The 12,051-nt window shown below is 71.6% G+C and carries 11 protein-coding genes; 7 read left to right on the top strand and 4 right to left on the bottom strand.

Translation table 11 applies throughout. From position 1 onward, the window contains the following. Nucleotides 1–32: 32 nt before the first annotated feature. Complete coding sequence (gene leuE / locus J8N05_RS01565; protein WP_210880700.1) at nucleotides 33–686, top strand: leucine efflux protein LeuE; 654 nt, start codon at nucleotides 33–35, stop codon at nucleotides 684–686. Between the two features lie 22 nt (nucleotides 687–708). On the opposite strand, the gene J8N05_RS01560 is transcribed toward leuE, so the two are convergent. Then, complete coding sequence (locus J8N05_RS01560; protein ID WP_210880699.1) at nucleotides 709–2,244, bottom strand: FAD-dependent oxidoreductase; 1,536 nt, start codon at nucleotides 2,242–2,244, stop codon at nucleotides 709–711. A gap of 63 nt (nucleotides 2,245–2,307) precedes the next feature. Here J8N05_RS01560 and J8N05_RS01555 point away from each other — a divergent pair, with 63 nt between their 5' ends. Continuing rightward, on the top strand, nucleotides 2,308–2,949 hold the full coding sequence (locus J8N05_RS01555; protein ID WP_210880698.1) for a TetR/AcrR family transcriptional regulator: 642 nt from the start codon (nucleotides 2,308–2,310) through the stop codon (nucleotides 2,947–2,949). Next, entirely contained in the window at nucleotides 2,936–3,250 is a 315-nt protein-coding gene (locus J8N05_RS01550) for a hypothetical protein (protein ID WP_210880697.1), read from the top strand. The genes J8N05_RS01555 and J8N05_RS01550 overlap by 14 nt, the downstream gene beginning before the upstream one ends. Here J8N05_RS01550 and J8N05_RS01545 read toward each other — a convergent pair. The 3 genes from J8N05_RS01545 to J8N05_RS01535 are packed head-to-tail and all read right to left on the bottom strand — an operon-like array spanning nucleotide 3,193 to nucleotide 6,679. Further along, the gene (locus J8N05_RS01545) at nucleotides 3,193–4,374 is read right to left on the bottom strand and encodes an acyltransferase family protein (protein ID WP_210880696.1); all 1,182 of its coding nucleotides are present in this window, start codon (nucleotides 4,372–4,374) and stop codon (nucleotides 3,193–3,195) included. The genes J8N05_RS01550 and J8N05_RS01545 overlap by 58 nt on opposite strands. Further along, the gene (locus J8N05_RS01540) at nucleotides 4,371–5,705 is read right to left on the bottom strand and encodes an alpha-2,8-polysialyltransferase family protein (RefSeq protein ID WP_210880695.1); all 1,335 of its coding nucleotides are present in this window, start codon (nucleotides 5,703–5,705) and stop codon (nucleotides 4,371–4,373) included. Before J8N05_RS01540 ends, J8N05_RS01545 begins: the two co-directional genes overlap by 4 nt. After that, complete coding sequence (locus tag J8N05_RS01535; protein WP_210880694.1) at nucleotides 5,702–6,679, bottom strand: glycosyltransferase family 2 protein; 978 nt, start codon at nucleotides 6,677–6,679, stop codon at nucleotides 5,702–5,704. Before J8N05_RS01535 ends, J8N05_RS01540 begins: the two co-directional genes overlap by 4 nt. Before the next feature lie 198 nt (nucleotides 6,680–6,877). Between J8N05_RS01535 and J8N05_RS01530 the strand changes: the two genes are divergently transcribed. From J8N05_RS01530 to J8N05_RS01515, 4 genes are all read left to right on the top strand, one after another. Beyond that, a complete protein-coding gene (locus J8N05_RS01530; RefSeq protein WP_210880693.1) occupies nucleotides 6,878–8,257 on the top strand; it encodes a DUF6716 putative glycosyltransferase in 1,380 nt (459 codons plus the stop codon). A 115-nt stretch (nucleotides 8,258–8,372) separates the two neighbouring features. Further along, the gene (locus J8N05_RS01525) at nucleotides 8,373–9,671 is read left to right on the top strand and encodes an N-acylneuraminate cytidylyltransferase (protein ID WP_210880692.1); all 1,299 of its coding nucleotides are present in this window, start codon (nucleotides 8,373–8,375) and stop codon (nucleotides 9,669–9,671) included. 14 nt (nucleotides 9,672–9,685) lie between these two features. After that, complete coding sequence (locus J8N05_RS01520) at nucleotides 9,686–10,624, top strand: N-acetylneuraminate synthase family protein (protein WP_210880691.1); 939 nt, start codon at nucleotides 9,686–9,688, stop codon at nucleotides 10,622–10,624. A gap of 64 nt (nucleotides 10,625–10,688) precedes the next feature. Next, nucleotides 10,689–11,930, top strand: coding sequence for a hypothetical protein (locus tag J8N05_RS01515; protein ID WP_210880690.1), 1,242 nt, complete (start codon nucleotides 10,689–10,691; stop codon nucleotides 11,928–11,930). Nucleotides 11,931–12,051 lie beyond the last annotated feature (121 nt).

Genomic DNA, 12,051 nt, shown 5'->3' with positions numbered 1-12,051 from the left:
CGCTGTCATACCCGGATGCGACACTGCCTCCCATGCTTGGCGTAACCGATCTCCCCACCTATCTCGTGGGCCTCGTGCTGATTGTCCTGCTGCCGGGGCCGAACTCGCTGTATGTGCTGTCCGTCGCCGCGCGGCGCGGTGTCCGGACCGGGTATCGGGCCTCCGCCGGTGTCTGGTGCGGTGACGCCGTGCTGATGACGCTGTCCGCGGCCGGTGTCGCGTCCCTGCTGCAGGCCAACGCCCTGCTGTTCGGGATCGTGAAGTACGCGGGAGCCGGGTATCTCACCTGGCTGGCCTTCGGGATGCTGCGGGCCGCGTGGCAGATGTGGCGGACCCGGCGGGAGCGGGGCGGGGCCGAGGAGACCGTCCCGCCGGCCGTCGAGGAGCGGCCCTTCCGGCGGGCGCTCGTCATCAGCCTGTTCAACCCGAAGGCGATCCTGTTCTTCGTGGCCTTCTTCGTGCAGTTCGTCGACCCCGGTTACGCGTACCCGGCCCTGTCGTTCGTCGTGCTCGGCGCCTTCGCCCAGCTCGCGAGCGTCCTCTATCTCAGCGCGCTGATATTCGGCGGTACGAAGCTGGCGGCGGCCTTCGAGCGGCGCAGGCGGCTCTCCGCGGGAGCCACCTCCGCCGCCGGCGCGCTCTTCCTCGGTTTCGCCGTGAAGCTGTCGCTCGCCAGCTCCGTCTGACCGGGACCCCCTCGGGGCAGCCCTAGAGAACACCTGCGCGCGCCGCGTACTCCGCCAGGCCGTGCGTCGGCTCGCCCGATGCGCCCGGCTCGCCCGCCCAGCCCACGTAACCGTCGGGGCGGACGAGGAACATCCCGGTGCCGTACGCCTCGTAGGCGGGGAAGCGGACCGTGCGGACGCCGGGGAGGTCCGGCACCTCGGTGTCCGTGCTGCCGACCGTGAGCAGGGTCCAGTGCGGGCCCCGGAAGGCGTCGAAGAGGCGGGTTCCGGACCGGGTGCCGTCCGGCGCGCGGTCGCCCGCCCGCAGGGCCTCCTCGGACAGGTCCGCACGTGTCTCCACCGCCAGCGCCGAACCCCGGTAGCCGAGGCCGAGCTGCTGGGTGGCCGCGCCGCGCCGCACCTCGCCGCGGTGGACGCCGGTGGACAGGCCCAGCATCTGGGCGGCGACGGGCATCCGCTCCTCCTCGTAGGAGTCGAGGAGGGCGGCCGGGGCGGACCCCCGCAGCACGGCCGCGAGCTTCCAGGCCAGGTTGTAGGCGTCCTGGACGCTGGTGTTGAGGCCCTGGCCGCCCGCGGGCGAGTGGACGTGGGCCGCGTCGCCCGCCAGGAAGACGCGCCCGTCCCGGAACCGGTCCGCCATCGCGGCACGCGGCCGGAACTCGGAGGCCCAGCGGACCTCGGTCACAGCGTCCGCGGACAGATGCGTGCGCGTGGCGACCAGCTTGCGGATGCCGTCGAGGGACAGGTCCGGCTCGGCGGACGGGTCCGCGAAACCGGCCGCCAGCTGGAAGTCCTCGGTGTGGGGGAGGGGGCAGATCCCCAGGAAGCCGCCCTGCAGGCCCGGGCCGGCCTCGGTGGGCGGGAAGAAGTGCCAGTTGTCGCGGTCGAGTCCGGTGACGCGGATGTCCGCGACCATCGCCGGAGCCGGGTCCACGGTCTCGCCGGTCATCGTGATGCCCAGCGCGCGCCGCACGGCCGACCGGCCGCCGTCCGCGGCGACGGCGTAGCGGGCGCGCACCGGGGCGCCGGAGGCGAAGCTCGCCGTCACTCCGTCGGCGTCCTGGGCGAGGCCCACCAGTTCCCGGCCGAAGGCGACGCCGCCGCCCAACTCCGTCAGGCGCGCGTACAGGATCTCCTGTGTCCTCCACTGCGGCACCATCAGCGCGAAGCCCGCGTACGGGTCGGCCTCCGTCGCCTCGACCTCGTCGAACATCCGGTGCTCGCCCTGCCGCTGCCCGTCCTTCCAGATCATCCCGACGGGGTACGTGCCGCCGCCGGCCCGGAGCGCGTCCAGTACGCCGAGGTCGTCGAAGACCTCCTGGGTGCGCGGCTGGATCCCCTTGCCCCGTGAGCCGGGGAAGAGGGCGGCGGACCGCTCCACGACGAGGGCGCGTACGCCGTGCCGGGCGAGGTCGAGCGCGAGGGCGAGTCCGGTGGGGCCCGCGCCCACGATCAGGACGTCGGTCCCGGCCGGTACGGCTGCGGTGTCCACGGCGGTGTCCGCAGTGGTGTGCGTGACGGCGTTCACGGGGATCTCCTTAACGTCGTTAAGTTCCATGCGTCGAGGATGCACTTAACGGCGTTAAGCTGTCAAGCGGAGACCTCCGGATAGGGTGCGAGCGTGGCTGTAGGGAAGATCGACCGAGCGCTGGTGGCCGACACGGCCCTGCGTCTGCTGAACGAGGTCGGGCTCAACGGCCTCAGCCTCCGCGTCATCGCCAAGGAGCTGGACGTCAAGGCGCCCGCCCTCTACTGGCACTTCAAGGACAAGCAGGCCCTGCTGGACGAGATGGCGACGGAGATGTACCGGCGGATGATCGCCAGTACCCCGATCGCGCCGGGCACGGACTGGCGCGAGCGGCTGCTCGCCGCGAACCGGGGACTGCGTGCCGCGCTGCTCAGCTACCGCGACGGGGCCAAGGTCTTCAGCGGCTCACGCTTCACCGGCACCGAGCACGCCGCCCAGATGGAGGAGAACCTGCGCGCCTTCGTGGACGCCGGGTTCACCCTGAGGCAGGGGGTACGCGCCTTCACCACCGCGTACCTGTACACGCTGGGCTTCGTCACCGAGGAGCAGGGCGTGTATCCCCTGCCGGGGGAGCGCCGCGAGGGCTACGACGTGGACGCGCGCGCCGAGATGCTCGCCGACCATCCCCTGTCGGCGGCGGCGGGCTCGGTGATCTTCGAGGGGTACGACGAGGGATTCGAGGAAGGGCTCATGCTGCTGCTGGCCGGGATCGAGGCACGCTGTGGAAAAGCCTGAGACGCACGGCCGCCCCGACCCGGAACCGGTCGGCGGTGCGGCATCCGCCGACGGGGCGGAACCGGCCGAAGCGCAGAAGCCGGCCGAGGGGGCGGAACCGGCGGACGGGCCCGACGCGGGCGCCTCGCTCGCCGACTTCGTCCCCGACCCCGCCGTCCGTGCCGAACTCGCCCGCCGGATGTCCGAACTCGCCGACCTCGTCGACGAGGCCGGCGACGCGCTCGGCGAGATCCTCCAGGACGTTCAGCGCGGCTTCGACAGCGCCGAGCGCAGCCGCGGGGTCAACCGGTCCTCGACATAGCGGGTCAGCAGCCAGGCCAGCGTCAGCATCGTCGCGACCGTCAGCAGCGCCGTCGCGTACGACGGAAGGCCCAGGCCCTGGTGGTAGGCCTTGATGGCGACCCAGCCCAGGTGCTCGTGGACCAGGTAGAAGGGGTAGGTCAGCGCCCCGGCCACCGTCAGCCACGGCCAGTTCGCCCGGTTCAGCCAGCCCAGCGCGACCGCGCCGACCGCCACGAAGCCCAGGGTGACGACGAGGATGATCCCGGTCGAGCTGCGGTCGGAGAAGAACCGCGGGTCGGGCGCGTGCCACAGCCCCGCCACCGCGTAGTGCTGGCCGATCAGCCAGCTCACGATCACGATGCCCCAGGCGTACGCGTCGCGCCGGTCGCGGTGGACGAGGTACAGGCCGATGCCGCCGATGAAGAACGGTGCGTACTCGGGCATCAGGATCAGATCGAGCAGCGGCTCGTGCGCCGCCTGGGCGATCGCCGCGGCCAGGGTCCAGCTCGCGCAGAACAGGATCACGCGCTGCCGGGTCGCCCCGGGCAGGACCACGCAGAGGGCGAACAGCGCGTAGAAGCGGACCTCGGCCCAGAGCGTCCAGCAGACGCCGAGCACCCGGTCGGCGCCCAGCGGTTGCTGCATGAGCGTCAGGTTCAGCAGCGCGTCACTGGGCGAGACGGCGTGGTACGCGACCACCGGCAGCGCGAAGACGGCCGTGACGATCACGATCGCCGCCCAGTACGCGGGCATCAGCCGGGAGACCCGCGAGGCGAAGAACGAGCGCAGGCTCCGTCCCCAGCCGCTCATGCAGATCACGAAGCCGCTGATCACGAAGAAGATCTGCACGCCCAGGCAGCCGTACGCGAACCAGGTGTGGAGCGTGGGGAACTGGAGCTGCGGCGAGGTGCCCCATGCCTGTGTCACCTCGCCGTCCCGGCCGCCGTAGTGGTACGCGGCGACCATCAGGGCGGCGATCAGCCGAAGCCCGTCCAGCGCGCGCAGCCGCGGGGCGTGCTTCCTGGGAACTATCCGGGGAGGGACGGAGGAGCTGTCGCCCGCCTCGGTGGAGGGACCGGCCCCGGGAGAGGAGCCCGCCCCCGGAGAGGACGTCGGGGCGGGCGAGGATTCCACGGTGCTCATCCGAGAGTGGCCCTCTTCAGGGATCGGGCGCGCTTGGCCACTCGACGGACCGTCGCGTTGCGCGGGATGAAGGCGAGCTGCGCCGGGACCGCGCCGGGCAGCCCCAGCGAGGTCAGCCGTCGCCGCTTGAAGTACCGCCAGGTGTGGTCGTTCAGACGCCGCGTCAGATACTGCTCGGCGCCCGGCCGGGTGTCCGGGTAGATCTTGGGCTGCATGGCGAAGCCCACGGCCCGTACCAGCTCGGACAGTTCCTCGGCGGTCATGCCTCGGCGCTGCTCGGTGACCGCCGCGCCGTCCGTCAGCTCCGGCAGCAGCGCGTCCACGATCGTGACGGGGACGCGGTTGCTGTTCTCGTACGGGGTGAGGCGTTCCAGGAGGGGTTCGGTACCGATGCGGGCGACCGGGAGGCCGTACAGCGCGGAGGCCGTGAGCAGGGCGGTGGAGAAGCAGCCCACGACCAGCGCGGGACGCATCCGCTGGTAGAGCACCTCGGCGAGGACCGGGGTGTCGAGCACCGTGAGGTCGGCGCCGATCCGCTCGGCCTCCTTCTCCAGGGCGCGCGACCAGCGGGCCGGCGCGCTGGGGTGCGGCTTGAACACGATCCGGGCGTGCCCGAGTGCGACGGCGCCCTTGAGCATCCGTACGTGCAGGTCCTCCTCCTCCTCGGCGGTGAGGATGCCGAGGGCGGAGAGGTACTGGCCGAGCAGCAGCGCCGGTTCGTCGATGGCGGGCAACTCGTCGCCCGTCTTGACGAGTTCGGTCAGGACCTCGGTGAAGACCTCGGTCGGCACGATCTCCGGTCCGACGCCGAACTCCGTGAGGAGCAGGGGAGTGAGGCCCGGCACCAGGTCGAGGTGGAGGAGCCGGTCGATCCGCGTGCCGACCAGCGGGTCGATCTTGCTGCGGGTCGGGCCGTAGCTCATCAGGCCGTCGGCGTACACGGTGACGGGGGCGCCGGTGAAGATCTGGGTGAGGCCGAGCGCCGGGTTCACCTGGATCGACTCGACGACCAGCTCGACGTCGTCGTCGCCGAGCCCCCAGGCGAGCCGCAGATGCCGCTCCCACAGCGGTACGTCGTCGGGCCGCGGGGCCCAACCGCCCGGGTGGAACGGGGAGATGGTCTCGTTCCACGAGATCACGTCGTCGAAGCGGCCGCGCAACTGCGTGAAGCCGGGCATCTCGTCGACGCCGGGTGTCGTCTCCGGGGTCGCCGCGTTGTTGGAGACCAGCAGGACGCGCCGGTCCGCGGGACGGAAGCAGCCGGCGTCGACGGCCGCGGCGAGCGTCGCCGTGCCGTACAGCGTCGACGCCATGAAGATCTGGGTCCTCACGCGGACACCCCCGCGGCCGCCGGCCGGCGACGCAGCCGACGCAGTCGCGTCGCGCGCTGTATGTCCATGGAGTCGAGGGCGTCATCGAGGACGTCCTGCGGCATACGCCGCAATGCGACGGCACTCATCGACTTCAGTTTTCGTGCCACGGGCGGCTCGAACCTTTCGATGGATCCCAGGTGATGGGAAATAATCGCACAGTAGGTCCGCACGGCCTTCGGCAGGAGTTTATCCGCGTCCCGGTCCTGCGCCGTTTCGCTTACCACCTGGTCGAACGCGCGAATGAAATCCAACTGCCGTACGTCACCGATCTGCGTCAGTGAGGAGGCGACACCGCGACGGTAGAACACCCCGAGCAGGCCCACCGTGGCGAACGATTCCGCCTCCCGGTGCAGCTTCCAGATCCACGGCCGGTCCTCGGCCGTGCGCAGCCCGTCGGTGAAGTGCAGCAGGCCCCGGTCGGCCAGTCTGCGGTGGTAGATGCCGGCCCACGCGTACGCGTAGTCGACGGAGGTGGAGCGGTCGGCGGGCAGGATCGCCTCGCGCGGATCGAGGACGACACCGCGCCTGCCGTACGGCACACGGTGGATGGTGCGGGCCCGCGCGGTGCACTGGACATGGTCCGTGCGCACGAAGTCGCAGCCCAACTCCTCGATGGAGGCGAGCAGTTGCTCGTAATAGCCGGGGGCGAGCCAGTCGTCCCCGTCGAGGAACGTGAGGTACTCGCCCTGTGCCGCGTCGATGCCGGTGTTGCGCGCGGTGGCCAGTCCTCCGTTCTGCTCGTGTCTGACATGCACCGCGCCCGGGAGCTCGCGCTCCGCGCGCGCGAGGATGTCCGGCGTCTCGTCGCGGGAGCAGTCGTCGACGAGAATGAACTCGAAGTCGTCGCGTGCGTTCGCACGCAGACTCTTCAGGGTGTCGGGCGCATATTGCTGCACGTTGTAGAACGGCACGATGACGGAGAGCTTGACCACCCACGTGACGTTAGGCGGCGGCCCGGCATTCGTCTTGACCGCCGGTGAGATGTCAGGTGAACGACACGTGGCGGAATGGTGAACCGGGCCTTATTGCGGGCGGATCCGGGGCCGCATCGCCATTCGGCGGTGTGCTGTTAACCCTTTGTTGTATTTCGGTTGGGCCGGTGATCGGAATCGCTTCCTAGCGTCTTCGGTGTGCCAGCAAGTACCACGAAGTCCCTGCGAGTGGCCGTCCTCGCCGATTCCGACACCCGGTGGAAATGGGGCGCGCTCACCGCGAACCGTATCGCACCGGCCGATTCGGACATCAGGCTCGACGGCTACCTCCTGAGGGGCCGTGCGACCCCCACCGCCCGACAGCTCGAAGAGGTCGGCGTGCGCGCCGACTCCCTCCGGGAGGTCACCTCCGTGGAGTTCCTCCGGGAGATGGCCCGCGAGGAGGCCGCGTACGACGTCCTCGTGCTGTCCCTCGTCGGGGGCGGCGTCCAGGCGATGCTCCACGGGCTCTCCCACCAGTGGCGGGAGCGCGCGGCGACGGGCAGCACGAAGCGGCCCGTGGTCGTCACCGGCTATGTCGGCGTCGTCTACGAGAAGCTCGCCGACGGACTGCTCCTGCGGCACGGCGCGGACCTCGTCCTCGCCAACTCCCGCCAGGACGCGGACCGTTTCACCGCCGTGTACGAGGGAGTGGGCGCCGACGCCTCCTCGGTGACCGAGGTCGCCCTGCCGTTCCTCGGCGGCGACCCGTACGAGAAGCACGACCCCTACACGGTCGTCTTCGCCGCGCAGCCCTCCGTCCCGGAGAGCCGCAAGGACCGTACGTACCTGCTGAACCGGCTCGTCCAGCACGCCAGGCTGCACCCGGACCGCGAGGTCCTGCTGAAGCTGCGGTCCAAGCCGGGCGAGCACACCACCCACATCGAGGAGCAGCCCTACCAGCGCCTCGCGGAGCGGATCCCCGGCGGCCTGCCCGCCAACCTCCGCCTCGTGTACGGGCACATGGGCGAGGTCCTCGACCGTACGGACCTGCTGGTCACCGTCAGTTCCACGGCGGCCCTCGAATCGCTGCACCGGCGGATCCCCACCGTGGTCCTCACCGACCTCGGGGTGCGCGAGTCGCTCGGCAACCACCACTTCGTGGGCTCCGGCTGCCTCGCCTCCTGGGACCAGCTGGACGACGGGCACGTCCCGTCGCCCGACGAACGGTGGGTCGCCCGCCAGGGCGTCGCCGCCGGGGGGTCCGACACCGGTTCCACCGCCGGGAGTTCCGCGGCCGAGGGCGGCTCGTACGAGACGGCCTTCGACACGGCCCGCGAGCGGATCGCCGGGCTGCTCGCCGGGGGCACGCTGCCCGCCCTCGCCCCCTACTACACGCCCGTCACCGCGCCCGGTTACCTGCCCGGCATCCTCGCCCGCCACCACCTCGCGCCGGACGGCAGTCCGCTGCCCGGCGCGCCCGACGCCGACCGGGAGCCGGGGGCCGTGCGGCAGATCGTGCGGCGCGCTGCGCGCGGCGCGTACCGGCACGGGGTGCAGCGGGTGGCTCCGGTCATCCGGCGGATGGGGGAGCTGTGACGTTCCGCTCCGCGGCGGGGGCCGGTTTGAAGCCGCGGGTCCGTCGTGGCTGGGCGCGCAGTTCCCCGCGCCCCTATCGGGGCTCCACGCGATCGTCGATCAAGGAGTACAGGTCATGACCAAGTCCGAAGCCGGGCGGTTGAAGTCCGTGCCGCGTGTGCTCGCGGTGATCCCGGCCCGGGGCGGGTCCAAGGGTGTTCCCGCCAAGAACCTGCTGCCCGTCGGCGGTGTGCCGCTGGTCGCCCGCGCGGTGCGCGAGTGCCGCGCGGCCCGGCTGGTGACGGACGTCGTGGTCTCCACCGACGACCAGGCGATCGCCTCCGCCGCCCGCGAGGCGGGCGCCGAGGTCGTACTGCGGCCCGCCGCCATCGCCGGCGACACCGCGACCTCCGAGGCGGCCGTCCTGCACGCCATGGACGCCCACGAGGCCCTGCACGGCGCCGGCGTGGACGCCGTACTCCTCGTGCAGTGCACCAGCCCCTTCATCATCCGCGAGGACATCGACGGAGTGGCCGGCGCGGTCGTGGAGAACGGCGCGGACACCGCACTGACCGTGGCGCCCTTCCACGGGTTCATCTGGCGGGACGCCGACGACGACCCGGCCGCGGTCGACACCGGACTGACCCGGTCCGTCGGCGGCGGCACCACGGTCGCCAACACCACCGCCACCGACGGCGGTTACGGCGTCAACCACGACAAGTCCTTCCGGCCGCGCCGCCAGGACCGGCCCCAGGACCTCCTGGAGACCGGCGCCGCGTACTGCATGAACGCGGCCGGACTGCGCGAGCACAGGCACCGCTTCTTCGGGCGGACGGAACTCGTGCGCACCGACCCCGCGCGGGTCCTGGAGATCGACGACCCGCACGACCTCGCCCGCGCCCGTGCCCTCGCGCCGCTCTTCGACGCGCACCGGCCCGGCGCCCTCCCGACCGCGCAGGACATCGACGCGGTCGTCCTCGACTTCGACGGCACCCAGACCGACGACAGGGTGCTGATCGACTCCGACGGAAAGGAGTTCGTCTCCGTGCACCGCGGGGACGGACTCGGTATCGCGGCCCTCCGCAGGAGCGGCCTGTCGATGCTGATCCTTTCCACGGAACAGAACCCGGTCGTCGCCGCCCGCGCACGCAAGCTCAAGATCCCCGTGCTGCACGGCATCGACCGGAAAGATCTCGCACTGAAGCAGTGGTGCGAGGAACAGGGCATCGCGCCCGAGCGCGTGCTCTACGTCGGCAACGACGTCAACGACCTCCCGTGCTTCGCCCTCGTCGGCTGGCCCGTGGCGGTCGCGAGCGCCCACGACGTCGTACGCGGCGCCGCACGCGCGGTCACCACCGTCCCCGGTGGCGACGGCGCGATCCGGGAGATCGCCAGCTGGATCCTCGGCCCCTCTCTCGATTCCCTCGACAAGTAAGGAACTTCCTCACCATGAGCTCCAACTCCCGTCTGCGCACCTTCGGTTCCAAGACCGCAGGACCCGGCCACCCCGTCTACGTCGTCGGTGAGATCGGCATCAACCACAACGGCGACCTGGAGAACGCGTTCAAGCTGATCGACGCGGCCGCCGAAGCCGGCTGCGACGCCGTGAAGTTCCAGAAGCGCACCCCCGAGATCTGCACCCCGCGCGACCAGTGGGACATCGAGCGCGACACCCCCTGGGGCCGGATGACCTACATCGACTACCGCCACCGCGTGGAGTTCGGCGAGGACGAGTACCGCCAGATCGACGAGTACTCCAAGTCGAAGAACATCGCCTGGTTCGCCTCCCCGTGGGACACCGAGGCCGTCGCCTTCCTGGAGAAGTTCGACGTCCCGGCCCACAAGGTCGCCTCCGCCTCCCTGACCGACGACGAGCTGCTGCGCGCGCTGCGCGCCACCGGCCGCACGGTCATCCTCTCCACCGGCATGTCGACGCCGAAGCAGATCCGCCACGCGGTCGAGGTCCTCGGCAGCGACAACATCCTGATGTGCCACGCCACGTCGACGTACCCGTCCGTCGCCGAGGAGCTCAACCTCCGCGTCATCAACACCCTCCAGGCCGAGTACCCGAACGTCCCGATCGGCTACTCCGGTCACGAGACGGGCCTGCAGACCACGCTCGCCGCGGTCGCCCTCGGCGCCACCTTCGTCGAGCGCCACATCACCCTCGACCGCGCGATGTGGGGCTCCGACCAGGCCGCCTCCGTCGAGCCGCAGGGCCTGACCCGCCTGGTGCGCGACATCCGCACCATCGAGGCCTCCCTCGGCGACGGCGTCAAGAAGGTCTACGAGTCCGAGCTGGGCCCGATGAAGAAGCTGCGCCGCGTCTCGGGCGTCGTCGCCGAGGCCGAGATCGCCGCCGCCGCGGGCGAGCCCGTCGCCGTCTGACCCACGCTCCACCCTTCGTCACTCCCACCCCTACCGATTCCAGGGAAGCGACGGTCGTACGTCGATGAGTCCCCACGCCGGGTCCACCGGCCCCCAGTCACCCGCCACGCTGGCTTTCGTGGAAAGCCCGGTGCAGCTCCTGAACGTCCTGGAGTGGGCGCACGCGCACGCCCTGAAGGCGGCGGCCCTCAGGAGCACCGGCGAGACCTCCGGACCCCCGGGTCCGGAACTGGGAGCCGGCCGGCCCGGCGGAACCGGAAGGTTCGGCCGCTCCGGCAGGCCCGGCGGGTCGGGCAGGCCCGGCGGGCCCGGCAGGACCGAGGGCGCCAGGCCGGGAGAGGCCGGTACCGGCCTCACGCTCGTCGTCCTGTCGCCCACCGACCCGATGACCCGCGGGCAGCTCAGACGGATGGCGGAACTGGCCAGGGACGAGGGGTACGACGTGCGGTGGGAGGAGGCGCGGGGCGGCACGACCGCGCCCTTCCACACGGTCGGCGGACTCGCGCCGCTGCTGCGGCGCGCACGGCGCATCGTGATGGGCGACCCCTTCTCGCGGTACGTGCAACTCCTGCTGACCATCACCCGCGCCCGCGACCTCGTCGTCGTGGACGACGGGACCGCGACCATGGAGTTCGTCTCCCAGCTGGCGCGCGGTGAACGGCTGGTGCGCTGGCACCGGCGCGGCGGGCGCCCCGGGGCCCGGGACCTGGTCTTCGCACCGGTCTCGGCCCGGGCCCGCCGCCGGCTCACCCCCGGCGCCGGACGCCGGGTGGAGATCTTCTCCTCCATGCCGATCGACGAGACGCCCGAGGGCGTCGACGTCTCGGCCAACGACTTTGCGTGGACCCGGGCCCGCTTCGGCCCGCCCCGCATCACCAAGGGCGCCGACCTGGTCGGCACGTCCCTGGTGGAGACCGGGGTCGTCGACCCCGACCGCTACCTCGAAGCGGTGAAGGGGCTGGCCGGCACCTACGGGGCCACCCGCTACTTCGCCCACCGCAGGGAGAGCCCCGAGAAGCTGCACCGGCTGGCCGTCGAGACGGGCCTGGAGATCGTCCGCCCGGACCTCCCCCTGGAACTGATCGCCCGCCGGGGCCCCATCGGCCGCACGATCCTCAGCTTCCCCTCCACGGTGGTCCACACCCTGCCGCTCGCACTGGCCGGCACGGACGTCAAGGTCGCCGTCTTCGACATCGACCCGGCCTGGCTCACGGAGAACGCCTCCCCCCGGGCCCAGGGCTTCCTCTCGGGCGTCACGGACACGGCCCGCGACGCCCACCGGCTGTCGGCGATCACGGCCACCTGAGCCGGTTCCCGCCGTGGCGCCGACCGGCAGGGGCGTCCGGCAGCTGAACGGAACCGATCAGGCGCCCGTATGCGTGGTATGCGTAGAGAGCCTGTTTCCGGGGACCCGGGAATGGGCGTCG

The sequence above is a fragment of the Streptomyces liliiviolaceus genome (assembly GCF_018070025.1).
Taxonomy (GTDB): Bacteria; Actinomycetota; Actinomycetes; order Streptomycetales; family Streptomycetaceae; genus Streptomyces; species Streptomyces liliiviolaceus.
This window is presented reverse-complemented; position numbering and strand designations above follow the sequence as displayed.

What these genes read in the sequence shown, in the direction of transcription:
- leuE (WP_210880700.1), top strand. Translation starts at nt 33, where the DNA reads ATGCTTGGCGTAACCGATCTCCCCACCTATCTCGTGGGCCTCGTGCTG.
- J8N05_RS01560 (WP_210880699.1), bottom strand. Translation starts at nt 2,244, where the DNA reads ATGGAACTTAACGACGTTAAGGAGATCCCCGTGAACGCCGTCACGCAC.
- J8N05_RS01545 (WP_210880696.1), bottom strand. Translation starts at nt 4,374, where the DNA reads ATGAGCACCGTGGAATCCTCGCCCGCCCCGACGTCCTCTCCGGGGGCG.
- J8N05_RS01525 (WP_210880692.1), top strand. Translation starts at nt 8,373, where the DNA reads ATGACCAAGTCCGAAGCCGGGCGGTTGAAGTCCGTGCCGCGTGTGCTC.
- J8N05_RS01520 (WP_210880691.1), top strand. Translation starts at nt 9,686, where the DNA reads ATGAGCTCCAACTCCCGTCTGCGCACCTTCGGTTCCAAGACCGCAGGA.
- J8N05_RS01515 (WP_210880690.1), top strand. Translation starts at nt 10,689, where the DNA reads ATGAGTCCCCACGCCGGGTCCACCGGCCCCCAGTCACCCGCCACGCTG.